The organism is Afipia sp. OHSU_II-C1 (assembly GCF_000497575.1).
Classification (GTDB): domain Bacteria; phylum Pseudomonadota; class Alphaproteobacteria; order Rhizobiales; family Xanthobacteraceae; genus Afipia.
The window spans coordinates 217870-241982 of record NZ_APJI01000016.1 but is presented as its reverse complement, the minus strand read 5'-3'; the positions used below and the strand labels follow the sequence as shown (position 1 = coordinate 241982).

General features: G+C 60.4%; 24 protein-coding genes. 7 read left to right on the top strand and 17 right to left on the bottom strand.

What is annotated here, in order from left to right:
- Nucleotides 1-51 precede the first annotated feature (51 nt).
- Nucleotides 52-1185 carry an Mrp/NBP35 family ATP-binding protein gene (locus I554_RS0119060; RefSeq protein WP_024574112.1) on the bottom strand — a complete coding sequence of 378 codons (1134 nt, stop codon included), beginning with the start codon at nucleotides 1183-1185 and terminating at the stop codon, nucleotides 52-54.
- A gap of 119 nt (nucleotides 1186-1304) precedes the next feature.
- Between I554_RS0119060 and I554_RS0119055 the strand changes: the two genes are divergently transcribed.
- From I554_RS0119055 to I554_RS0119040, 4 genes are all read left to right on the top strand, one after another.
- Nucleotides 1305-2222: an NAD(P)-dependent oxidoreductase gene (locus tag I554_RS0119055; protein ID WP_081710812.1), complete on the top strand. Its 918-nt coding sequence runs from the start codon at nucleotides 1305-1307 to the stop codon at nucleotides 2220-2222.
- Nucleotides 2223-2456: 234 nt separating this feature from the next.
- Nucleotides 2457-4052, top strand: coding sequence for an ATP-binding protein (locus I554_RS0119050; RefSeq protein ID WP_024574110.1), 1596 nt, complete (start codon nucleotides 2457-2459; stop codon nucleotides 4050-4052).
- Between the two features lie 42 nt (nucleotides 4053-4094).
- The gene (locus tag I554_RS0119045; RefSeq protein ID WP_024574109.1) at nucleotides 4095-4307 is read left to right on the top strand and encodes a DUF1289 domain-containing protein; all 213 of its coding nucleotides are present in this window, start codon (nucleotides 4095-4097) and stop codon (nucleotides 4305-4307) included.
- Nucleotides 4308-4323: 16 nt separating this feature from the next.
- Entirely contained in the window at nucleotides 4324-4839 is a 516-nt protein-coding gene (locus I554_RS0119040; protein ID WP_024574108.1) for a TIGR02281 family clan AA aspartic protease, read from the top strand.
- A gap of 7 nt (nucleotides 4840-4846) precedes the next feature.
- Here I554_RS0119040 and dusA read toward each other — a convergent pair whose 3' ends face one another.
- A complete protein-coding gene (gene dusA / locus I554_RS0119035; protein ID WP_081710819.1) occupies nucleotides 4847-5839 on the bottom strand; it encodes a tRNA dihydrouridine(20/20a) synthase DusA in 993 nt (330 codons plus the stop codon).
- A gap of 226 nt (nucleotides 5840-6065) precedes the next feature.
- Here dusA and I554_RS0119030 point away from each other — a divergent pair, with 226 nt between their 5' ends.
- Nucleotides 6066-6284 (top strand): acetyl-CoA carboxylase biotin carboxyl carrier protein subunit, encoded by a 219-nt coding sequence (locus I554_RS0119030; protein ID WP_024574106.1) that lies wholly within the window; start codon nucleotides 6066-6068, stop codon nucleotides 6282-6284.
- 27 nt (nucleotides 6285-6311) lie between these two features.
- On the top strand, nucleotides 6312-7874 hold the full coding sequence (locus tag I554_RS0119025) for a carboxyl transferase domain-containing protein (protein WP_024574105.1): 1563 nt from the start codon (nucleotides 6312-6314) through the stop codon (nucleotides 7872-7874).
- Between the two features lie 71 nt (nucleotides 7875-7945).
- Here the strand turns inward: I554_RS0119025 and fdhF are convergent, their stop codons facing one another.
- From fdhF to I554_RS0119005, 4 genes are all read right to left on the bottom strand, one after another.
- On the bottom strand, nucleotides 7946-10711 hold the full coding sequence (gene fdhF, locus I554_RS0119020) for a formate dehydrogenase subunit alpha (RefSeq protein WP_024574104.1): 2766 nt from the start codon (nucleotides 10709-10711) through the stop codon (nucleotides 7946-7948).
- Nucleotides 10708-12417: an NADH-ubiquinone oxidoreductase-F iron-sulfur binding region domain-containing protein gene (locus tag I554_RS0119015; RefSeq protein WP_024574103.1), complete on the bottom strand. Its 1710-nt coding sequence runs from the start codon at nucleotides 12415-12417 to the stop codon at nucleotides 10708-10710. The genes fdhF and I554_RS0119015 overlap by 4 nt, the downstream gene beginning before the upstream one ends.
- A 184-nt stretch (nucleotides 12418-12601) precedes the next feature.
- Entirely contained in the window at nucleotides 12602-12979 is a 378-nt protein-coding gene (locus tag I554_RS0119010; RefSeq protein ID WP_024574102.1) for a DUF971 domain-containing protein, read from the bottom strand.
- A complete protein-coding gene (locus I554_RS0119005; RefSeq protein WP_024574101.1) occupies nucleotides 12976-13215 on the bottom strand; it encodes a sulfurtransferase TusA family protein in 240 nt (79 codons plus the stop codon). Before I554_RS0119005 ends, I554_RS0119010 begins: the two co-directional genes overlap by 4 nt.
- Before the next feature lie 8 nt (nucleotides 13216-13223).
- On the opposite strand from I554_RS0119005, the gene I554_RS25725 reads away from it, so the two are divergent.
- On the top strand, nucleotides 13224-13565 hold the full coding sequence (locus tag I554_RS25725; protein WP_034462123.1) for a hypothetical protein: 342 nt from the start codon (nucleotides 13224-13226) through the stop codon (nucleotides 13563-13565).
- 4 nt (nucleotides 13566-13569) lie between these two features.
- Here I554_RS25725 and glp read toward each other — a convergent pair whose 3' ends face one another.
- From glp to I554_RS0118945, 11 genes are all read right to left on the bottom strand, one after another.
- Nucleotides 13570-14826: a gephyrin-like molybdotransferase Glp gene (gene glp / locus I554_RS0118995; RefSeq protein WP_024574100.1), complete on the bottom strand. Its 1257-nt coding sequence runs from the start codon at nucleotides 14824-14826 to the stop codon at nucleotides 13570-13572.
- 6 nt (nucleotides 14827-14832) lie between these two features.
- On the bottom strand, nucleotides 14833-15360 hold the full coding sequence (mobB, locus tag I554_RS0118990; RefSeq protein WP_024574099.1) for a molybdopterin-guanine dinucleotide biosynthesis protein B: 528 nt from the start codon (nucleotides 15358-15360) through the stop codon (nucleotides 14833-14835).
- An 82-nt stretch (nucleotides 15361-15442) separates the two neighbouring features.
- The gene (locus I554_RS0118985) at nucleotides 15443-16453 is read right to left on the bottom strand and encodes a formate dehydrogenase subunit gamma (protein WP_024574098.1); all 1011 of its coding nucleotides are present in this window, start codon (nucleotides 16451-16453) and stop codon (nucleotides 15443-15445) included.
- Between the two features lie 81 nt (nucleotides 16454-16534).
- The gene (gene fdh3B, locus I554_RS0118980; RefSeq protein WP_006019899.1) at nucleotides 16535-17131 is read right to left on the bottom strand and encodes a formate dehydrogenase FDH3 subunit beta; all 597 of its coding nucleotides are present in this window, start codon (nucleotides 17129-17131) and stop codon (nucleotides 16535-16537) included.
- A 14-nt stretch (nucleotides 17132-17145) separates the two neighbouring features.
- Nucleotides 17146-20112, bottom strand: a complete 2967-nt coding sequence (locus I554_RS0118975; protein WP_024574097.1) for a formate dehydrogenase subunit alpha — start codon at nucleotides 20110-20112, stop codon at nucleotides 17146-17148.
- Between the two features lie 13 nt (nucleotides 20113-20125).
- Complete coding sequence (locus I554_RS0118970; protein ID WP_006019897.1) at nucleotides 20126-20356, bottom strand: hypothetical protein; 231 nt, start codon at nucleotides 20354-20356, stop codon at nucleotides 20126-20128.
- A gap of 41 nt (nucleotides 20357-20397) precedes the next feature.
- The gene (locus tag I554_RS0118965) at nucleotides 20398-21186 is read right to left on the bottom strand and encodes a Cro/CI family transcriptional regulator (RefSeq protein ID WP_024574096.1); all 789 of its coding nucleotides are present in this window, start codon (nucleotides 21184-21186) and stop codon (nucleotides 20398-20400) included.
- 112 nt (nucleotides 21187-21298) lie between these two features.
- Nucleotides 21299-22003: a DUF3306 domain-containing protein gene (locus I554_RS0118960; protein ID WP_024574095.1), complete on the bottom strand. Its 705-nt coding sequence runs from the start codon at nucleotides 22001-22003 to the stop codon at nucleotides 21299-21301.
- Nucleotides 22000-22509 (bottom strand): DUF3305 domain-containing protein, encoded by a 510-nt coding sequence (locus tag I554_RS0118955; protein ID WP_024574094.1) that lies wholly within the window; start codon nucleotides 22507-22509, stop codon nucleotides 22000-22002. Before I554_RS0118955 ends, I554_RS0118960 begins: the two co-directional genes overlap by 4 nt.
- 25 nt (nucleotides 22510-22534) lie before the next feature.
- The gene (locus I554_RS0118950; protein WP_024574093.1) at nucleotides 22535-23554 is read right to left on the bottom strand and encodes a DUF6352 family protein; all 1020 of its coding nucleotides are present in this window, start codon (nucleotides 23552-23554) and stop codon (nucleotides 22535-22537) included.
- A complete protein-coding gene (locus I554_RS0118945) occupies nucleotides 23551-24108 on the bottom strand; it encodes a DUF6505 family protein (RefSeq protein ID WP_024574092.1) in 558 nt (185 codons plus the stop codon). Before I554_RS0118945 ends, I554_RS0118950 begins: the two co-directional genes overlap by 4 nt.
- Nucleotides 24109-24113: the final 5 nt, after the last annotated feature.

Below are 24113 nucleotides of genomic sequence, written 5' to 3'. Positions count from 1 at the left end.
GAAAGTCGAATAGGACCTGAATCCGGCCGGTAAAACCGCAAGAAAGGCCGGTCAGACGGTGGCTGCCGCGCCTGCAAGCTGCTTTTTGATCTCTGCCCCGATGGCTCGATAAATCGCCGCATGGGGCCCGTCCGGCTCGCTGTCCACGACCGGTGTCCCGGCATCCGACGAGGTGCGGATCGACAGGTGTAGCGGGATTTCACCCAGGAACGGAACCTTGAGCCTCTCGGCCTCGTGCCGCGCGCCGCCATGTCCGAAGATATCCGAGCGCGTGCCGCATTCAGGGCACTGGAAGTAGCTCATGTTCTCAATGATGCCGAGCGTCGGGACGCTAACCTTGTCGAACATAGCTATACCTCTGCGGGCATCGATCAGGGCGAGGTCCTGCGGCGTCGAAACAATCACGACACCCCGCAGCGGCACCTGCTGGGCGAGCGTCAGTTGCGCGTCGCCTGTACCCGGCGGCATGTCCACCACCAGCACGTCGAGTTCACCCCAGGCGACATCCCACAGCATCTGCCGGATTGCCGACATGACCATCGGTCCGCGCCAGACCATTGCGGTCTCTTCTTCAACCAGAAAACCGATCGACATCAGCGGCAGTCCGAAGCGGACGATCGGGATCATTTTCCTGGCGTCGTTCAACGTTGGCTTTTCGCGAACCCCGGTCAGACGCGGAACTGACGGGCCGTAAATGTCGGCATCAAGCAGCCCTACCCTCAGACCGAGATCGCGCAGCGCCAGTGCAAGGTTGAGCGCCGTGGTCGATTTACCGACGCCGCCCTTGCCGGACGCCACCGCGACAATGGCGCCGATGCCAGGAATGGCAGCCTGCTTGCCCATGGGAGAATCCGCGGGCGCTCCTTGAGGTCGATGCTGCGCAACAGGCCTCACCCCATGCGAATGCTGGTGCGGCGCTGAAGCAGCCGCAGCGCCGGGTTTGCGCTCTGCGGTCAGCGCGACCATCGCTGTCGTGACACCCGGTATCGCCCGAACCGCGGCCTCGGCCTTGGCGCGAACGTCTTCCCATGCCCGCGCCTCGTTGGCGTCGACATTGATCGAGAAGAAAACCTTGCCGTCCGAGGCCATAATTTCGGAAAGCACGTTGGCATCGGCCAGCGGTACGCCACGCGGCGATGATACGGCGCGAAGCACTGCAAGAACCTGGGTTTTATCGACTGCCACAACATATCTCCCGGCATTACCCCCGGGGGCCGCCGCTTGTGGCCTTCATACGCGCGTCACCTGTGCCGTCAACGGCCTTGCAAGGCCGTCCATCCTTCGCATAGCTGTTGTCATCCCACATGCCGGGAAATCCGGCCAAAACACACCAGCAATCCAAAGAGCAAGATATGGCAAAAGTCGCATTTCTCGGCCTCGGCGTCATGGGATTCCCCATGGCGGGACACCTCGCCGCCAAGGGCGGCCATGAGGTGACCGTGTACAATCGCACCGCCGCCAAATCGAAAGCATGGGCCGAGAAATTCGGCGGCCGCGCCGCCGCGACACCGAAGGCCGCTGCCGAAGGTCAGGATTTCGTGATGGCCTGCGTCGGCAATGACGATGACCTGCGCGCCGTGACCATCGGCGCCGACGGCGCGTTCTCGGGGATGAAATCCGGAGCCATATTTGTCGATCACACGACGGCATCCGCCGAAGTCGCACGTCAGCTTGATGCTGAGGCCACCAAACGTGGCTTCCAGTTTATCGATGCACCGGTTTCCGGCGGCCAGGCCGGCGCGGAAAACGGCGTGCTCACGGTCATGTGCGGCGGCGCGGAAGCCCCCTACAAAAAGGCTGAGCCCGTGATCGCGTCCTACGCCCGGATGTGCAAACTGCTCGGCCCAGCCGGCTCCGGCCAGCTCACCAAAATGGTCAACCAGATCTGCATCGCAGGTCTGGTCGAGGGGCTATCGGAGGGAATTCATTTCGCCAAGAAGTCCGGACTCGACGTCCAGGCGGTGATCGACACCATCTCCAAGGGCGCCGCACAATCCTGGCAGATGGAAAACCGTTACAAGACAATGGACGAAGGCAAGTTCGATTTCGGTTTCGCCGTCGAATGGATGCGCAAGGACCTTTCGATCTGCCTTGCGGAAGCCCGCCGCAACGGCGCGAGCCTCCCGGTCACCGCGCTGGTCGACAACTTCTACGCCGAAGTCGAGAAAATGGGCGGCAAGCGCTGGGATACGTCGAGCCTGTTGGCACGGCTACAGCGATAACCATCGGCCTGCGTGACAACCGAGGCGGTGCGGTATCCCGTGCCGCCTTTTTTCTTTTCAACTTTGACTGGTGCGTTCGGACCTTCCTGCGACACCGAAATTCATACTTTCTTAACCCGATTAAATTGACCTTTAAGCCACCTCTTAATGATTTAGCGCCAGAAATAGCGGGCAGAAGTATGCGCGCTTGGCCCAGCGCGGCATTGGTCATTGTTCGGGATTTGTCGCGTAAAAATGAGTGAGTCCGCCGACAAAAAAGAGCTCTCCGCGACATCGGCGGAAGCACCGGCTCGCAGCCGCCGGGCAGCGGCGCAGCGCGTGCGCGAAGCCCGTGACCGCCTGACCTCCACCAGCGGAACACGCCCGGCCTTCGATCATGAACTGCTGAGGCAATATGCACAGACGCGCATCTCGGCCTCGCTCGTCGTTATCCTTCTCGTGGTCTCGACAGGCATCCTGGCGAGTTTCTGGATTCCTGCCGTCGCTGCGGTGATCTGGACAGCCGGGATCCTCGCGATCCACGGTATCGTCATTCGATTTTGCTCAAAGTTTCTTGCGGTCACATCCTCCTCCCCCGCCATCACGCGCAAGTGGCGCATGCGCTTTGTGGGGCTGGATCTGCTTTACGGATTGGCCTGGACGCTCGTCCTGATCCATCCGTCCGGCATCGATGTCGTCTCGAACACCCTGATGCTGTTCGTGATGCTGCTGGTCATTGCCGTTTCCAGCATGCTGGCGGCGAGCCTGCCGATTGCTGCGTTCGCTGCGACGGTCCCGGTATCGGCGGCAATCGCGGCGAATTTCATTCTTCGCGGAACTTTCGACGATTACATTCTCGCCGCACTCGCGGTTACCGCGGAAGGCTACTTCGCCCTGCTCGCCCATCGCCTGCATTCGACCACGCTTGCGACTCTGGAAGCCCGCGCCGAGAAAGACGCGCTGATCGGCGAGCTCGAACAGGCCAAGGCCATCTCGGATGAAGCGCGCTACCGGGCTGAGTCCGCCAACGTTTCTAAGTCGCGCTTTCTGGCCCAGATGAGCCACGAACTGCGCACACCGCTCAACGCCATTCTCGGATTCTCCGAAGTCATGAAGAGCGAGATTTTTGGAGCGCATGCCGTCGAGGTCTACAAGGATTACTCGGCCGACATTCATAACTCCGGCGTCCACCTTCTGAATCTCATCAATGAAATTCTCGATCTGTCGCGCATCGAGGCCGGGCGTTACGAGCTCAATGAAGAACCTGTCTCGCTGGTGCATGTCGTCGCGGACTGCCACCATTTGCTGAAGCTGCGCGCGTCAAGCCGCGGCATTACGATTCATGAAGTTTTCGAACAGGACATGCCGAAACTGTGGGGCGACGAACGCGCCACGCGTCAGGTCGTGCTCAACCTGTTGTCGAACTCGATCAAGTTCACGCCGCAGGGCGGCGAAATCTGGCTCAAGGTCGGCTGGACCGCATCGGGCGGGCAGTATCTGAGCGTCAAGGATACGGGCTCCGGCATCGCCGAGGACGAGATTCCGATCGTGCTGGCTTCATTCGGCCAGGGATCGAACTCGATCAAATCTGCCGAACAGGGCGCCGGCCTCGGCCTCCCGATCGCCAAGAGCCTGATCGACATGCATGGCGGTACGTTCACGCTCAAATCAACCCTGCGGGTGGGTACAGAGGTGATCGTCACCTATCCGCCTGAGCGCGTGATGACGGCGCTGGCCCCGATGCGTGAGGACTCCCCGCCGCTCCAGCCCGACAGGTCGCCAGAGGGAATGACCGGAGACCGAAGCCGTCCGCGTTTCAAGCCGATCATGAATGCAGGAACCGGCTTGTAGAACATCTTGCGCGAGCGATGAAAATGCCCCTCAGTACCACTCATGAAACAAGAAACGCCTTGCATCGCCGTCTGCTTCATCGATCCTACGAGCAAGCTCTGCCTTGGCTGCGGACGTACCCTGCCCGAAATCGCCCGCTGGCACAAAATGGACAACAGCGAACGGCTCGACATCATGACGACGCTGCATCAACGTATGCAGGATGCTGGACTTCAGATTCCGGCGCCACGACCGGAGCGTCAGGAAAACTCTTGAGCGCGGGAGGTGCCGCATGATGCGAGCGCTCACAATTCTCGCCGTAGTGGTCTCGGCCGTCGGCTTTCTGCTGTCGATGTCCCATCCTGTTGCTTTTGCCAGCATGAAAGGGGCGTTGATCCGCGCCACAGATCAGACCCTGAATGTTAAACCGGCGCGCGCTGTTGAAATTGCCCGCAGCGACAGCGGCGAATTCTCCCTCCGCGCAAAGATCAACGGACACAGCACACCGATGGTGATCGACACCGGCGCGACTTCCGTTGTCCTGACCTATGAAACCGCGAAAGCGGCCGGTCTGCCGCTGGAGTTGCTGGACTACAACGTGGATGTCGAGACCGCAGGCGGCCGCGTCCGCGCGGCGCGCCTGACCCTCGATCGTCTGTCAGTTGGTAAACTCGTAGAACGCTCGGTGCCGGCGCTGGTGGTGCCACGCGGCCAGATGAAGTCCAACCTGCTCGGCATGAGCTTCCTCAACCGGCTGGAAAGCTGGGAAGTCCGTCCCGACAAGCTGATGCTGCGCGGCTATCCGTAACTCAATCTTAGGCGGCGATCTGCGCCGCTGAACGCGGTTCGACAATCGTGAGCGCTTCACGCAGCGACGTCGTGCCTGCTCCGGGCCTGGTGCAGACTTCCGCAAGATAGCGGCGAAATGCCCTTGCGCCCGGCACGCCGTGAAATGCACCGACCAGATGCCGCGTGATGGAATGCAGCCGTGTCCCGGCGGCAAGTTCGCGTTCGATATAGGGCATCAGCGCCTCGATAGCGTCATGCATCGTCGCGTGCGGCGCAGCTTCACCGAATAGCTCCGGATCGACACTCAGCAACCGCCAGGGCTCCTGATAAGCGGCACGTCCGAGCATCGCACCATCGACGTGATCGAGGTGCTGCTTCGCGGCCGCGATCGTTGCGATACCGCCATTGATAATGACCGGCACCTCCGGCAGCGCCGCCTTCAAACGATAGACCCGGTCATAGTCGAGCGGCGGGATATCGCGGTTTTCCTTCGGCGATAATCCGTTCAGCCATGCCTTGCGCGCGTGAACGACGAGCGCATCCGCGCCTGCTGCAATCACGGTGCGGCTCAGCGTATCCAAGGCTATTTCGGGGTCCTGATCGTCGATGCCGATGCGGCACTTCACCGTGACCGGAATTTTCACGGCTTGCTTCATGGCGGCGACACAGTCCGCAACGAGTTTCGGCTCCGCCATCAGACATGCGCCGAAATTTCCGCCCTTTACGCGATCGGACGGACAACCGACATTCATGTTGATCTCGTCGTAACCGAAGCCTTCGCCAATCCGCGCAGCTTCCGCAAGATCGCGTGGATTCGATCCGCCGAGCTGAAGCGCGACGGGATGCTCGCTGGCATCGAAACCAAGCAGCCGCTGGCGGTCGCCATGAATGATGGCGCTTGTGGTCAGCATCTCGGTGTAGAGCCGCGCACGCCGCGACAGCAGACGGTGGAACACGCGGCAATGCCGGTCCGTCCAATCCATCATGGGCGCCACGGAAAATCGGATACTGCTGTCAATCACGCGTCAGCCTCGGTCACCGGCTATCCATGCCGATTTGTCGGTCATTTCATAGCATCGGCTGCAAGCTATACCAGCCACAAACGCTTAAATATCCGATGCTCTTCACCGCGCAGGGCTGCTTCGCAGGGAGACCGCTTGACAGGTTCCTTTATGGAACTAACTTGAAACCCCATCGCCCACGGGGTTTCGGGGCCGCAACAAAACACGCGACGGATGTCAGTACATGGCCGACAAGACAATAACCGCGGAACTGGCGGGCCGGGTCATCTCATTTTCCGAGATCGGCACCCAGGTGAGCGCGGGTGACGATCTTATCCTGATCGAATCCATGAAGATGGAAATTCCGGTTGCCTCGCCTGCCAAGGGCAAGGTCAAAACCATTCTCGTCCAGATCGACGACATGGTCGATGAAGGCCAATCGCTCATGGTTCTTGAGATCTGAGCCACAACCGTGTCCGGGAGAAACACAATGCGTTCGACAGCGTGGCAGGACAAAACCGACGAAATTGACGAGCGGCGCAAGCTGGCGCTTCGGCAAGGCGGCGAGATCGCAGTCCGGAAGCAGCACGACAAAGGCCGCCTCACCATCCGCGAGCGGATCGAGCGCGTCCTCGACACGGACAGCCTAAGAGAGGTCGGTCCGATTGCAGGATCGGGCGAACGCGCGGAAGACGGCACGCTGTCGTTCACGCCAGCCAATTTCGTGCTTGGCATCGGCAAGATTGCCGGACGTCACTGCGTGGTGGCTGGCGAGGACTTCACCATGGGAGCGGGATCGCCCAACGCTGCTGGCCTACGCAAGAGCATCTACACCGAAGACCTCGCGCTGCAGTACCGGATTCCGCTGGTGCGTTTTCATGAAGGCTCGGGTGCAAGCATCACCGGCAGCGGGGGCAAGAAAGTTCAAACCCTCCCCGGCGCCGTCTACGAACGCAGCCGTTTCGAATCCATCGCGCGATGTCTGGGAACAGTGCCGGTCGCCAGCGCCGCTGTCGGGGCAGTCGCCGGATTTCCGGCCGGACGCCTTGCGGCATCGCATTACACCGTGATGACGAGAACGACATCGCAAATTCTGACCGGCGGCCCGGCGCTGGTTGAGCGCGCCCTCGGCGTCAAGCTGACCAAGGAGGAACTCGGCGGTGCGCAGGTCCACGAAAAAAGCGGTCTCGTCGATGACGTGGTGGAAGACGAAAACGCTGCCTTCGATGCCATCAAAAAGTTTCTGTCCTACATGCCGCAGAACGTATGGGAATTAACGCCACGCGGAGCCAAGGATGATCCGGTCACGCGCGAAGCTCCCGAACTGGCCGATATCATCCCGGCCAACCGCAAGCGCATCTACAACATGCGGCATGTGGTGGAAGCGATCGTCGATCACGGCTCTTTCTTTGAAATGGGGAGGAAATACGGACCGGGGCAAATTACGGGATTCGCGCGCCTGTCAGGCTATGCGGTGGGCATCTTTGCGAGCGATCCAAAACACAACGCCGGATCGCTCACCGCGGCAGGCGCGCAGAAACTGAGACGCTTTGTCGACCTGTGCCAGACCTTCCATCTTCCGATCGTGACCTTTGTCGACGAACCTGGCTTCATGATCGGCCCCGATGCAGAGCGCGACGCCACCATTCGGCACGGCGCTTCGGCGCTGATCTCAGTCGCACTCTCCACCGTTCCCTGGATGGCGGTGCTGGTGCGCAAAAGCATGGGCCTTGCCAACTACGCCCATATGCCGTCGGGCTGTCATGTGCTGGCGTGGCCTTCGGCCGAAAGCGGCGCGTTGCCCGTGGAAGGCGGTGTCGCTCTGGCGTTCCGGCACGAAATAGCAGCGGCGGCCGATCCCGCAGCGAAACGGCTCGAACTCGAAGACCAGTTCGCCGCGTTACAGTCACCCTTCCGCAAAGCCGAAGCTTTCTCGGTTCATGACCTTATCCATCCGCGCGAAACCCGCTCTCGGCTGTGCGACTGGATCGAACTGGTACAGCCGGGTCTGGCACATCAGCTCGGGCCTCCGCAGTTCTCATTCAGACCGTAGCCAAATGCTGGCGCCAAGAGTGGCACCCGCTCGGGGAAGACCTGTCGCTCCCCGTGCGTGCCGCCGGATTTTCACTCGGCGGCGGTACGCATCTCGGCACGCTCTGCCCGCACAGCGCAGAACTTGAACTCCGGAATTTTCCCGAACGGATCGAGCGCGGGATTGGTCAGAAGGTTCGCCGCCGCCTCGGCGTAGCAGAACGGCATGAACACCATGTTCTCCGGCACGTCGCGATCGGAACGGACCTTGACCTCAATGGCGCCCCGTCGCGTTTCCAGCTTGATGAAATCTCCCGGCCACACGTTCAGCCGCCGCATGTCCTTTGGCGACATGAAGGCGACGGCTTCCGGTTCGATGCTGTCGAGCACGCCGGACCGGCGAGTCATCGATCCGGTGTGCCAGTGTTCGAGCACGCGGCCGGTCGAAAGCACCATCGGATACTCTTCGTCCGGTATTTCGTCCGGTGCGGTGACGCGCGCCGGCACGATCTTGCCGCGGCCACTCTCGGTCGGGAAACCCGTGGTGAAGATAATCTCGTTGCCGGGCTTGAAAGGATCGTCGACCGGATAGGTCACCGCGCCTTCGCGCTCCAGGCGCTCCCAGGTGATATTCTTCAGCGACGGCATCAACTGCGTCATCTCGTGGAATACATCGGCCGGACCGCTGTAATTCCAGTCCAGCCCCATCCGCTTTGCGATCTCCTGAATGATCCATAAATCCTGACGCGCATCTCCCGGCGGCTTGACCACCTGCCGCGCGATCTGCACGCGACGATCCGTATTGGTGAATGAGCCGACCTTCTCGGCAAACGCGGAGGCCGGCAAGATCACGTCGGCATGAAACGCGGTCTCGGTTACGAACAGGTCTTGCACAACCAAGTGGTCGAGCATGGCCAGCGCCTGACGCGCGTGCTGCAAATCCGGATCGGACATCGCGGGATTTTCACCCTCTATATACATGCCGGTAATGTCACCGGCATGGATCGCATCCATGATTTCAACCACGGTCAACCCGCGCACCGGATCGATCTCGTGCCGCCACAGATGCTCGAACGGATCGCGCAGATCGGTGCGTCCGACCGGCTGATAGTCCGGCAGGAACATCGGAATCAAACCCGCGTCCGAGGCGCCCTGCACGTTGTTCTGTCCGCGCAGCGGATGAAGGCCCGTACCGGGACGGCCGACCTGCCCGGTGATCAATGCCAGCGCGATCAGGCAACGCGCATTATCGGTGCCGTGGACATGCTGGCTGATACCCATGCCCCAGAAAATGATCGACGATTTCGCCGTCGCGTACATGCGGGCGACTTCGCGCAGCGTTTCGGCGGGAACGCCGCAGATCGGCTCCATCTTCTCCGGCGGGAATTCCTTGATCTTCTCCTTGAGGTCGTCGAACCCCTCGGTATAGCCCGCGATATATTGATCGTCGGTCAGACCTTCGGTGATGATCGTGTGCAGCATCGCATTGAGCATCGCGACATCGCTGCCGGGCTTGAACTGGAGATGCTTGGTGGCATGGCGTGACAGCGTTTGCCGGCGCGGGTCCATCACGATCAGCTTGGCGCCCTTCTTCGCCGCGTTCTTGATGAACGTCGCCGCAACGGGGTGGTTGACCGTCGGATTAGCGCCGATCACGATGATGACCTCCGCATCCGCCGCCGCCGCGAACGGCGCCGACACCGCGCCGGAATTCAGACCTTCCATCAGCGCAGCCACTGACGAAGCATGGCAAAGCCGTGTGCAATGATCGACGTTGTTCGAACCGAAACCGGTGCGCACCAGTTTCTGGAACAGATAGGCTTCCTCGTTGGAGCCCTTGGCCGACCCGAAACCGGCGAGTGCTTTCACGCCCTTCTCGTCGCGGATTTTGACGAGGCCGCGCGCGGCGATATCGAGCGCCTCTTCCCAACTCGCTTCGCGAAAATGCGTAAACGGATTGGCGGGATCGACCTGATCGGTCGAACTCTTTTTGGCGTTCGGCAAACGCACCAGCGGCTTGGTGATTCGGTGCGGATGGTGGATGTAGTCGAAGCCAAAGCGACCCTTGACGCAAAGCCGGTTGTGGTTGGCCGGGCCGTCGCGCCCCTCGGCATAGACGATCTCCTCGTCCTTGACCTGATACGTCACCTGACAACCGACGCCGCAGAACGGACAGAGTGAATCGACCTGCTTGTCCGGATAGACCGTACGGGTCTGGTTGGCGTCGAGGTATGCGGACGGCATGAGCGCGCCCGTCGGACACGCCTGGACACATTCACCGCAGGCAACGCAGGTGGACTCTCCCATCGGATCGTCGAAATCGAACACGATCTTGGCATCGTGATTGCGGTAGGCCATGCCGATGACATCGTTGACCTGCACTTCGCGACATGCGCGCACGCACAGTCCGCACTGGATGCAGGCGTCGAGATTGACACTCATCGCCGGATGGCTGGTGTCACTCGACCAGCGCTCATTCGCCGGGAATCGGCTTTCGGTGACGTTGACCTTGTCGGCCCAATTCCAAAACTTGGAGTCGGGATCGTGCGATGTCTCGCGCGCCGGCTGGTCGGCGACCAGAAGCTCCATCACCATCTTGCGGGCAGAGACGGCGCGCGCGCTCGCGGACTTCACCTTCATGCCGACATTGGGCATGCGCTTGCAGGAGGCAGCCAGCACGCGCTCGCCCTCGATCTCCACCATACAGGCGCGGCAGTTGCCGTCGGCGCGGTAATCCGGCTCCGCCGAATAGCAAAGATGCGGGATTTCGGTGCCTTCGCGCTTGGCCACCTGCCAGATAGACTCGCCCGGCTGGGCCTCGACCATTTTCCCGTCGAGCTCGAATTGAATCTTGGTCATTCTGCGGCTTCCTTGGGCGCGAATTCCTCGGGAAAATATTTGATGACGGTGGTCAGCGGATTCGAAGCCGCCTGCCCCAGACCGCAAATCGAAGCATCGCGCATCGCCTGACTCAATTCATCGAGCAAGTCACGGTTCCAGACCCGCTGTTCCATCAGTGTCGCGGCCTTCTGCGTGCCGACACGGCATGGCGTGCACTGGCCGCAACTCTCGTCCTCGAAGAACCGCATCAGGTTCAGCGCAGCGTCCTTGACCTGATCTTTGTCCGACAGGATGACCACAGCCGCGGAGCCGATGAAGCAGCCGTACTTTTCCAGCGTTCCGAAATCGAGCGGGATGTTGTCCATCGACGCCGGCAGGATGCCGCCCGACGCACCGCCCGGCAGATAGGCATGGAACGTGTGACCATCGGCCATGCCGCCGCAGAATTCATCGATCAGTTCACGCACCGTCACACCCGCCGGCGCGAGCTTCATGCCGGGATTTTTCACGCGGCCCGAGACCGAATAGCTACGCAGGCCCTGACGTTCGTTACGGCCCTGCGACTTCCACCAATCCGCACCCTTCTCAACGATGTCACGCACCCACCACAACGTCTCGATGTTGTTGATCAGGGTCGGCAAACCGAACAGACCGACTTGGAACGGATATGGCGGCTTGTGGCGCGGCAATCCGCGCTTGCCTTCGATGCTCTCGAGCAGCGCGGATTCCTCGCCGCAAATATAAGCACCGGCGCCCCGACGCAGATGCAACCGTGGACCTCCCGGCGGCAGTTTCTTGATTTCGCGTTCGATGATCTCACGCGACGCCGGATATTCGTCGCGCAGATAGACATAGACATCTGGTGCTTCGACAACATGCGCGCCGATCAGCATGCCTTCGATAAAGCGATGGGGATCGGTTTCGAGATAATAGCGATCCTTGAACGTTCCCGGTTCGCCTTCGTCCCCGTTGATCGCCATCAACCGCGGACCCGGCTCTCCCAGCACGGCGCGCCATTTGCGCCCGGTCGGAAAGCCCGCTCCGCCAAGTCCACGCAGCGAAGCGCTATCGAGTGCCTTCAACAAATCTTCTTTCGTCATCGCACCGGAGCGCAACTTGTTCAGAAGCGCGTAGCCACCCTTGGCGACGTAAGAGTCGTAGTCGATATACTTCGGCAGATGCGCATGAGTGTCGCCGCCTTTTGCCGCGGCCAGCACGCTCTCGACGCTCGCATGGTCGACGAAGTGATGCCCCACCTCGACAGCAGGCGCGGTGTCGCAGCGGCCGACGCACGGCGCCCGTACGACGCGCACGCCGGGACCAGCACCCTTCTGCAATTCGCTCAGCAGCGTCTCTGCGCCCATCATCGCGCAGGTGAGAGAATCGCAAACCCGGATTGTCAGCGGTGGGAGATCAGGCTGGCCTTCTTTGACCACATCAAAATGCGCGTAGAAGGTCGCGGTCTCGAACACTTCCGAGAAGGCCAATTGCATCTCATCCGCGAGAGCAGCCAGATGCGCCGCAGAAATCTGATGGTACTTGTCCTGAATGAGATGGAGGTGCTCGATCAACAGATCGCGCCGCCTCGGCCGGTCCCCCAGCAGAAGCTCGATCTCGTGCGCCGCCGCCGGGTCGATCTGCCGGCCCTTCGGGGTCGCCTTCGCACGCCGCCGGCCCTCGCCAGGATGCTCGAATGGCTGAACTTTTTGGGCGCTATGGCTCATTCGAATATCTCATTCCGAGGTTTTAAGGCAGGGCAGGATAACCTCTGGCATTTCGTATGCCAAGAATTATTCCAATGTCTTAGCCCAGAACAACTGATCCCCTTGGGTTCTTGCAATATGAAACGGAGTTCCGATGCGGGTTGCCCCGGGAACACCTTAAATCAGTATCCGGAGCAGTAGAGGGCTATCGAACGCCCGGTTTGTCGCGATTAAGGCCCTTCGCAGCCAGATCGTCGAGATAGCTTTGAAAGCGGAGATCGGCATTGACCCCGAGATCATGCAGGAAGGCCCAGGAATAGATCCCGGTGTTGTGCATGTCGTCGAAACCGATTCTCACCGCATAGTTTCCGACGGGATCGACGGACAGGATGGCAACGCTGCGCTTGCCGCCAACCGTTTTCCGCTCGGCCTCCGAATGGCCCTGCACTTCCGCAGACGGACTGGTCACGCGAAGCAATTCGGCAGAGAGGCTGAAGGTTTTTCCGTCGTCGAACGCAATGCTCAGCGAGCGCTTGTCCTTGGCAAGCCGGATTTCCACCGGCCACGGGGTGGGCTCGCTCAAGCGACCGCCCCATCTGCCTTTTCGATCATGAACACGATGCGCTTTTCCGCGTGTTCAACGATCTCGACGCGATCACCGGTTTCCCGGATCAGGTTAGGAATGTCGATGACAGAGAGCGGATCAGTACAATGCACCTCCAACCGATCGCCTGCGGTCAGCCCCCTGAGCGCCTTCCGTGTCTTTAGCACCGGCAGCGGGCATTTGAGCCCTGTCAGATCTAGCTTGGTCATGGTCATGCTTCTCAATGGCGGACACTCAATCCAGCGTCAACGATCACGAACGCCATTTCTTGCAGCGCATCATTTTGGGCGGGTTTATTGCAGTTTTGCTTGATCCTGACGTGCGACGAAAGCGCGACAACAGGCAGCTTGCTTTGCCCGGTTCCGAAGCACAAAATGCAGCTGGAACAGGTGATTTGCTGGGGAATGTCATGAAAATCTTTATCGTCGCATTGGTTTTCGCAGGACTCTCCGCCGCTGCGGTGTCGATGCTCCTGAACAAGTTTCAGGAGCCTGGATATGTCGCATTCACGACCAGCGGCGCCCGCGTCGGTGATCCCGGCCACAACCTGATCGGGCCGAGCTGATCGCCTAAGTCAGACTTGAGTAGTCCAGAAAGCCGACCGTCTGGCCGGGCTTCACGGACGTAATGTCTTCGCCAAGTTGGACGAGACCGTCGGTATCCACCAGCGAGGATAGAAGCCCTGCCCCCTCGCGCGGAAATTTCACAGCCTCCAGCACGCCGTCGGCGGCCTTGCGCAGGCTGACCCGGACATATTCGCGGCGGCCGATTTTCTTGGCGTAGGCGAAAGCCGACCGCACCGGCATCGGTACCGGACTCTTCTGCGCGGTACCGGCAAGAGCCAGAACCGTCGGGCGGACCACGTAGGTAAAGGTCACAAAACTCGCGACAGGATTTCCCGGCAATCCGATAAACGGCGTGCCGCCGATGACCCCCATCGCAACCGGGCGTCCTGGCTTGATCGCCATCCGCCACAGTACCAGTGTGCCGACGCTTTCGACTGCTGCCTTGACGTGATCCTCCTCCCCCGTGGACACGCCACCCGATGTAAGGATCAGATCGTGACGAATAGCAGCCTCTTTCAACGCCGCGGCAAGCGTGATGCGGTCGTCACGCAAAATGCCAAGATCGCTCACCTCGCAGCCGAGCCTCTGCAGCAGCGCCGTCAACATAAAGCGATTAGAGTCGAATAACTGCGCGGGAGCGCGTGGGGCGCCGGGCGAGACCACTTCGTTACCCGTCGAAAATACAGCGACCCGCAGCCGCCGTCTGACTTCGATGCGCGTCAATCCAAATGCAGCGATAAGGGCGATATCCTGCGGCCGCAAACGCCAGCCCGCCGTCAATGCGGCATGACCTTCGGCAATATCCTCGCCGGCGGGACGCACATTCGCTCCGGCCTTGAGCCCCGGCGGCAGAATCACCTTGCCCGCTTTATCAAGGCGTACGTCTTCCTGCATGAAGACGGTGTCCGCTGCCGCTGGCATCGGCGCGCCGGTGAAAATACGGATTGCCTCTCCCGCGGCTATCGAACCTGAAGCGAACGACCCCGCCTGGACGCGGCCTGACACCGGAAAGGCTTGCTCTTTGTCGCGCGGCAAATCGGCGCTGCGCACAGCGTAGCCATCGACTGCGGAATTGGTGAACGGCGGAAGCGGAAGCGGCGCTCTGATGTCGGCGCTGAGAATTCGGCCGTCGGCTTCGGTTAATGCCACCTGCTCCGTGCCCGCCACGACCTGAACGCGGCTCGCTATCATCGAAACGGCCTCATCGACCGACATCATCGGGCCGCCGAACGCGAAACAATCGTCCGAAAGTTGTGCCATCGGCGATCAGGCTCCCGCGGCCTCATGGGCAAGCACGTCCTCGATCCGCACGGCGGACGCCCTTACGATGCGCGAGATCGCCGGAATGTCATCAAGGTGCGCGTACGGCAGAGCCGTATTCACCGCAATATCGGCGGCGATGCCGACAATCGTTGGGTCCTGGGGAAACATCAGCGGTTTGCCGTTCGCGGAGCGATGTATTTCGATCTTGGGATGGCGATCGGCCTTGAAGCCTTCGACGATCAGCAAATCCACACGTGACATCTTTGACAGCAACTCAGCCAGTGGCGGCTCAGGCGCGCCCCGCAGCTCATGCATCAATGCCCAGCGGCGGCCCGAGGAAATCAGAACTTCGGTTGCACCTGCCTGCCGATGCAGCCACGAATCCTTGCCGGGAATATCGACATCAAAATTGCTGTGGGCGTGTTTCACCGTCGAGACATGAAGGCCCTCGGCGATAAGGTGCGGAATCAGGCGCGTGAGCAGGGTCGTCTTGCCCGCACCGCTCCATCCCGAAAGACCAATCACCTTCATACCCTGCTCCGAAACTAAAAAGGACCGCCCGGCCATGCCGGACAGTCCTTTATATAGGTATGAGCCTTATCGATAGATGGAATTATTCGGCGGGCATGGCCCGCGGTGTGCCTGTGTCGGGCGCCCGGCCCTTGGCCTGCTCTTCCTCGACCCAGAGCGAATGGTGCTCCTTGGCCCAGTTGAGGTCCACCTCGCCGGTGCCCATAGCGTCGAACGCGCCTTCCATACCGACCGTGCCGATGTAAATGTGCGCCAGAATGCCCGCGATAAACAACACGGCGATGATCGCATGGATCACCGTCCAGAACTGGAGCGCCGTCACATTAGCGGGGATGTACGGAAACAGCATAAACCAGCCCGATACCGACATCAGCAAGCCGCCGAGAATGACCATCCAGAAGATCCCCTTCTGGCCGGCATTGAAGCGCTTTGCCGGCGGGTGTTCGCCGTTCTTGAGAATGCCACCGCCCTTCCTGATCCACACGAGATCAAGCTTCCCCGGGATGTTATCCTTGACCCAGATCAGGAACATGATCACGAGGCCAAGCATGAACGGGAATGCGAGATAGTTGTGCGCGATCTTGCCCCACGCGGTCAGCGTGGAAAATGCTTCCGCTCCGAATATCGGAAGAATCAGTATGCGGCCGAAGCTGATATTCAGGCCTGACAGCGCCAGAATGATAAAGCAGCTCGCCGTCAGCCAATGCGTGAATCGCTCGAAGCTCGCAAAGCGAAGAATCTTGATGCCGGACAATCCATGCTCCACGCGGATGCGGCCGCGCACCATGAGAAAGATCGTGAGCAACGCGAGCATGCCCAGGATGGCAACGCCGCCAACAACGGGAAGCGTGTGGCGCTGGAAATCCCGCCAATCCTTTCCGGCAGGCTGAATCAGACTCCTTGCCATCGGATCAGGAATGGTGATCCGCCCGGTAATTTTGTCGCCTTCCTTCAGCGCCTTGAGAAGCTGGTCTTCATGCACAGCGTCGGCGGTGGGCTTGAACGATAGCTGCGCGGCGGCTGGCTGAGCCAGCACAAACAGCAGCGCGACGGCGGCACATATGGCCTTAAGGGTTGAGAGCGAGATCGACATCGGCACGACCTTCCAGTTTTCAATCAAGAACAACTTCGGACACGTTGTCCGAAGGCCGCTGGGGGCCTTCGGCGCTGCGCCCTAGCCTGTCGGTGAGTCGCTATAGGCTGTCTTCCAGCCCCACATGCCCGAACCATAGCCGCGCTTCATCACTCGTTCTTTGTAGATCTCGGCAATGATGGCGCCATCGCCGGCCAGCAACGATTTGGTCGAACACATCTCGGCGCAGATCGGCAGCTTGCCCTGGGCAAGACGGTTGGCGCCGTACTTGGCGTATTCGGCCGGCGAATTATCGGCTTCCGGACCACCCGCACAGTAGGTGCATTTGTCCATCTTGCCGCGCGAGCCGAAGTTTCCGACCTTTGGATACTGAGGCGCGCCGAACGGGCACGCGTAGAAGCAATATCCGCAACCGATGCAGAGATCCTTCGAGTGAAGGACCACGCCGTCTGCCGTGGTGTAGAAGCACGACACCGGGCAGACCGCGGCGCAAGGTGCGTCGGTGCAATGCATGCAGGCCATGGACACCGAGCGCTCGCCGGGCTTGCCGTCATTAATGGTAACGACGCGGCGGCGGTTGATGCCCCAAGGGACTTCATGCTCGTTTTTGCAGGCGGTCACGCAGGCGTTGCACTCAATGCAACGGTCAGCATCACAAAGAAATTTGACGCGAGCCATTGGTTATTCTCCTCTCACGCCGATTGAATCTGGCACAGGGTCACCTTGCCCTCGTGCATACCTGTGACCGGGTCGTAGCCGTACGATGTGATCGTGTTCACGCTTTCGCCGAGCACGATCGGATCCGCACCCTTCGGATATTTCGAGCGCTGATCGACGCCCTGGAACCAGCCGGAGAAGTGGAAGGGCATGAACGCCACGCCCTTGCCGACGCGATCTGTGACGAGCGCCTTCATGCGCGCCTTCGATCCGTTTTCCGGTCCGGTAACCCAGACCCAGCCGCCGTCCTTGATGCCGCGCTCGGCCGCGTCGGACGTGTTTACTTCAACGAACATGTCCTGCTGCAATTCGGCGAGCCACCGGTTCGACCGTGTTTCTTCGCCGCCGCCTTCATACTCCACGAGGCGTCCGGAGGTGAGGATGATCGGGAATTGCTTGGCAAGTCCCTTGTCCACTGCCGCCTTCTGAATCGAGAAGCCCAGGTTGGCCATGCGGAACTGACGACCGTCAGGCCGCGTCGGATACTTCGCGACCAGCTCAGGCCGCGCCGTGTAGATCGGTTCGCGGTGAACCGGCACCGGGTCCGGCAGATTCCACGCCACCGCGCGGGCCTTGCCGTTGCCATAGGCCATCACGCCATGCTCCAGCGTAACGCGGATAATGCCGCCGGACAGATCGACCGCCCAGCCCACGCCGTCCGGATTGTTGCCGCCGATCTTATTGATAGTGGCGAGTTCGGCCTCGGTGAGATCCTTGTCCCAGCCGAGCTTCTTCAGCACGCCATAGGTGAATTCAGGATAACCATCGGTCAACTCCGAGCCCAAGCTATAGGAGCCTTCGGCCAGAAGATTGACGTTCTTCACCGAACCATCGGGTTGCTTCTCCTCGTACACCACACCGAAGCGCGCACGGAATGTGCCGCCACCATCCTTCACATGAAGATTGGTGTTGTAGAGAGTATGCGTTCCCGGATGCTTGATCTGCGGCGTGCCCCAGCACGGCCACGGCAGCCCGTAATAGTCGCCGCCGACTTCGGGCTCGTCTTTCTTGGCGCGCAGCGTGACCAGGTCGAATTTGCCCTGGTTCTTCATGTGCGCCTTCAGCCGCTCCGGCGACTGGCCAGAGTAACCGGTCGAGAAACCGCCGCGATTGATTTCGCGCAGAATATCTTCAGGAACTGGACGATTGTTCTCCACCTTGATGTTCTTGAACATCAGATCGGCAAAGCCGAGTTTCTTCGAAACCCGATAGATAATCTCGTAGTCATCCTTGGACTCGAAGATCGGCTTGACGATCTGCTCACCCCACTGCAGCGAACGATTGGATGCGGTGCGGGAGCCTGATGTCTCGAACTGGCTACAGGCCGGCAGCAGGTAGGTGCCGTTCTTGCGTTCCGAGATCGCCGCGAACGTCGTCGGGTGCGGATCGGCGACCACGAGCAATTCGAGCGCTTCAAGACCTTTTACCATTTCGGTCATGCGGGGGATGGTGTTGCCACCATGTCCCATGATGAACACGCCCTTCACGGTATCCCGCTGATCGACGTCATCCGGTTTGGCAAGCGTCGCATCGAACCAGCGAGTCCACGGGATACCCGGCAATTCCATGTTCTGCTTGCGTGTGCGGGCCGGACGGCCGGCCTTTGCCGGCACTTCGTCGAAACGCGCCTGCAAGTAATCGTAATCGACTTCCCAGACACGGGCCCAATGCTTCCATGCGCCTTCGACGAGACCGTAATAGAGCGGCAACGACGTGATATCGAGGCCGATATCGGTCGCGCCCTGCACGTTGCAGTGACCGCGGAAGATGTTTGCGCCGGTCCCGTAAGAGCCCACGTTGCCGGTCGCGAGCAAAAGATTGCAGTAGGCGCGGACGTTGGCGGTGCCGACGGTGTGCTGCGTGCCGCCCATGCACCAGATGAATGTGGCAGGCTTCTGTTTGGCGAATGTCTCGGCGACCTTCTTCAATTGCTCGCCGGGAATACCGCTGACGCGCTCGACTTCTTCCGGCGTCCATTTGGCGACTTCGGCGCGGATTTGATCCATGCCGTAAACGCGCTGGGCGATAAACTGCTTGTCTTCCCAGCCGTTGTTGAAGATGTGGTGCAGCATGCCCCAGATCACCGCAATGTCGGTACCGCCGCGGAATCTCACATACTCGGTCGCATGCGCTGCCGTGCGCGTGAACCGCGGATCGAGCACGAAGACGTTGGCGCGGTTGATTTCCTTGCCCGTCAGAATGTGCTGAAGCGAAACAGGATGCGCTTCGGCAGCATTCGATCCCATGAAGATAATGGTCTTCGAATTACGGATATCGTTGTAGGAGTTCGTCATCGCGCCATAGCCCCAGGTGTTCGCAACACCCGCGACCGTTGTCGAGTGACAGATGCGCGCCTGGTGGTCGATCGAATTGGTGCCCCAGAACGCCGCGAACTTGCGGAACAGATAGCCGCCTTCGTTGGAGAACTTCGCCGATCCAAGCAGGTAGACCGAGTCGGCGCCGGACTTGGCGCGGATCTCGAGCATCTTGTCGCCGATCTCGTTGATGGCCTGATCCCATTCGATCTTCTGCCACTCGCCGTTGACCAGCTTCATCGGATACTTCAGGCGGCGATCGCCGTGCACCAGCTCGCGCACCGACGCACCCTTTGCGCAGTGCGATCCGCGATTGATCGGACTATCCCAGGCCGGTTCCTGACCGACCCAAACGCCGTTCTGCACTTCCGCGATGACCGTGCATCCGACCGAACAATGCGTGCAGATGTTCTTTTTGATCTCCGTCGGCGCACCGACGATTTTCGGCCCGGCCTGCGCCTTGCGCACCGATCCGAGTGGCATCAATCCGATAGCTGCGCCAGCGCCCGCAACGAGGCCTGAGCGGCGCAGGAAGGTTCGGCGATCGAGAACACCGGATGCGAGGCCCGCGGCAATGCCCTGCAAGCGCGCGCGGCCGGCGATTCCTTCTTTTCTCTTGATCAACATGTGCGTGCTTCCATCAATAACGGTTGACGCGATAGTAGTTTTTGACGTCCGGCGAATCGGCCTTGTAGCGAGCCTTGACGCGCTCGGCCTGTGACTCGTCCGCTTCCGCCTCGGTTGCCAGCGGCACAGCGGTAGCGGCCGCAGCGACGACGGATCCGCCCATCATGAAGAAGCGGCGACGATCCAGGCCCTTCGCATCCTGCGGCGCCTCTGGAGATGCCTTGCTCTTGGACGGTTTGCTCATCGCGGTCTCCTTCCAGTCAATTTCCACAGCGGGATTTCACGTCACTCTGAAAGCGTGAAAGCCTCTGATTCCAATTCCATGAAGATGCGGCCGACGCGCCCGACAGCGCGATAGAACTTGACCGATTGCGAAATCTCGAGATCGGCGAACATCCGCGCGGCCCATGGCTTTAGATGCCGCTCGAAGAACCGCGCCTGCGCCGCGAAGTCCGTATCGAACTCGCCGCGCGCAAGACCGGCCATGACCTCGAGCAGAATTGCGATGTGATCTTCCGGCTCACGCGCCGGTCCAGCGCGCTCAATTCCCAGGACGTCGAAATCTTCACGGACGCGCGCGAGCGGCCGCTCGTGCAGGAAGCCCGTGAGATAATACGAGGCATAGGGCAGCAGTTCGCCTCGTCCCAATCCGATAAACAGATCGAAAAATTCCTTGGCGACAGCGCGCTCGTCGAAAGCCATCGCAGCTGCGGCGAGTTCGATGTGCGCCATGCCGAGATCGGACGCGTCGCCTTTGAGCATCGCGACCTTGGACAACGTGTCAGCGGTCGGCGCCTTGCCCAGCAGCAACGACAACAAGCCGTACTCCGCGGCGCGAAGCTGATCGATTTCGTCGATGTCTGATTTCGCTGACATATGATCCCCGGCTGATCCGTAGAGGTCGGGGCGGAGAACGAAACGGGGGACCTGTGTCAGAGACTCAACGGCGAGAACTCTCTCAGCCGGAATACGCGACCATGCCGAAACCGAAGGCTGTGCAATTCCAATGGCCCTCGCCAGGGAAGCGACGCCGCCTGCGGCCTTGATTGCCTGCTCTAATCCCGCGTCCCGCATGGTACGAACCGAGTTCCCCCACCCGTGCCTTCAAATCAGGCATCTGTCTTACTGGAATTATTCTAGTTCCAATTAGTACCATAGGTTCGTCCTATGCCTCAAAAACTTTTGTCTAAATCCTTGGTTTTGCAGAACCATGTCGACGCGACGGATGTTGCGACGCATTAGATCTGATTTCGTCGACAGCTTGCACAATCTCAATCCGGTCCTGCTCAGTTTGCTTGAAATCAGCGGCAACAGGCGTTGTGGTCGACGACGGGGCAGACACTCTCACCTGTTGGAGTGGCAGATCCGCTTCTGAATTTTGCAGCGCAATACCGGAATCGCCGCTCGCAGCGGCGGGTGCGTCACTATGAGGCAGTGTATCCGACGATTGCTGAGCGCTGGATGATTCCCCGCCCATGATCTGCAAAACCATTTTCGAGATATCAGTGCCGGCCGCGATCTCGCTGCTTCCCGGCACACCGCCCGGCGTGTTCCAGTCATACGCATAGTCCAGCGCCGGATTGACGTAATTCCGGATCGCAGGATCCAGCGCCCAGGATTTGCGTAAAGCCGCATTTCGCAAACTCTCGGGCACGCCGTTGCGCAGGAAGCCGGTTATGTCGGTGGTTTCCGTGATGTCTTCCAGCTTCGGCAAGCTCGAGAGATCAAACTCCTCATCGGCATCGCCTTCAACAACTGGCGCGGGCGCAGCATCAGCCTCTTCAGCCGATCTTTCAGCCGCGCCATCGGTCTCTGGCTGCTTCGCAGCCTGTTTGCGCTGCGACCAGCGTGAAAGGAAACTCTTCTCGGTATCCTTCTCGTCCTGACTCATGCGCCGTCCTTACGTTCGCCGGATGGATCATCGCCGCGCCTGCGATTAACATTTGCCCGATCGCGCTTGCGCTTGTGGAATACCTGCTCAACGTGAAACTCATCGACGAAAGCAGCAATCCACGCCGCGATTTCCGGTGGCATCGGCACGGTGCCGATCACATCGGTGCCGCTTTCGAACATCGCCTCGCCTTCAGTCGGATCGGCCGTGACCTTGGTGAGTTCGAGTTCCGGTCCGCCATCCTGACGCCGCAGCGCGACCCATATGCGCGGCGACCCGTCAGCGAGATTGTCGCGGTAATTGGTCGTCTCAGCGCTGAACAGGTCGATAAATGCGGCACCAGCGTAATACAGCGTCGCACCCTCCTCCTGCGACAAGACTGTCCAGGGAGCTGTGGCAGGCACATTCTCGAGAATGGTTACAGGCGACCACATGTGGTCGATCCATGGATTCTCGATCACGCGGCGACGCAAGACCACGCCGACTTCACGGGACGCTTCGGTCATATCTGAACCTCCCGTTACCGATGAATCACGCAATATTCGCCGCTGGCGCAAGCGGCAATCCCGGAACAAGATTCTGCGGCTTCAGGCGCACCACCTTGTCCGCGCCCATCGCCAGGATGAGATAAACCGGCTTGTTGCCGACGCGTTCATCCACGAACCGCGAATCCTCAAATGTCATACGCATCAGCGCCACGATCCGCTCGGCGGCATCTGCTCCTGGCGTATCTCCATTCCACAGCGCGTTGCCGATCCGGGTCCCTTCGCTGTCCAGTCCAATGAACCAGCGCCAGTCGCGGTCCTCGATAGACGCGACCGGCTCCACCTTCACAGCGACACCCAGAAGATGGGCGATCCAGCGTTCGATCACCCGGCAGAGCGCATCGCGCGCCTTCGGGTTGCCGCCCAGATTCATGACCATCGCATGCGCATCGGATCGCGACCAATAGGTCCAGGCATTCTCGTCATCCATGACGTCCATCTCGCCGAACGCCTGCGGCTGCAGCATTGCGGTCAAAGGCGAAGCATGAAGATCATGTTGCGCATGATGCTGCGCCTCGACGACTTCGGCATCGGCAAGCAACAGCGCGCCGTCGTGAACCGTAGCTTTCTGGCTCCGATAGAACAGTTCGGCCGCGCGCAACACATAGGGATCTTCGCAGCCTTCAAGTGCGTTGCGCAGGATCAGATGACATAGCTGCGACAGAAAGATCGGCGGCAGATCGCCGGCACCCTTGCGCGCCAGCGCCACATACACGGCCTCCAGCGATGGTGCCGCCATCAGCCGATCGCGAAACGCCGTCATGAACGTCCAGTTTTCGCGGGCGTCAGCGTCGACCAGTGCGGCAATGTCGGCTTTCGATACCGGCCGAAGCGGGTCTGCCAGCAGGCTTGCATGCAGGTTCCGCTCGGCGTCGCATGCATCATCGGGCGGCATCAGTTCTGGCCGCGCCAGGTAAGCCATGATCAGTTCCGGCGTCGCAATCAGCCCGCCGTGATCGGCCCGGCGGGTCAAATGATGGCCTGAAGCAACCCAGAATTCTCTCATGTCCGGTCCGTCTTTGTGAGCCCAAGAAGATCGACTTCCTCGGCGGGTTCGTCACCTTCGACCTCATGAAAGGTAAAGGCGCGTGCATGGGTGTGCAATCGATCACCACCCGGTTCGATCGCGCGCGGCTTCAGCGTCCGAAAGCGCTCGCGGATTTCTCCGTTCTCCACACTCCGGTGTACGGCCAGCAAAGTTTGTGGCGGATGATCGCAAAGCGAAGCCGCAAACGCGACTTCTTCTTCAGCGGCAGAGCGCGCGGCCTCAATGTTTGGTGCGCCGAAACTCGCCATCAATTGCGCCGCGAGCTGATCGACCACACCCTGCCGTTCGGCTTCGGTGGCCTCGGTTACGACGGCAAGCGTCGACCAGCCGAGACTATCGACCCCGAGAAAACCGGAACGCAGAGCAACCCGTTGCTTCTGTCCGAGGGTCGCGGGATCGCCGTCCCAGAACACGAACGCACCGGACACCGCCCATTCACCGGGCTCGGCGGCACGCTCGAACACAAATGTGTCCGAGGGGTCAAGCCTGATGGTGCGTGGCAACTTATGCATGTAAG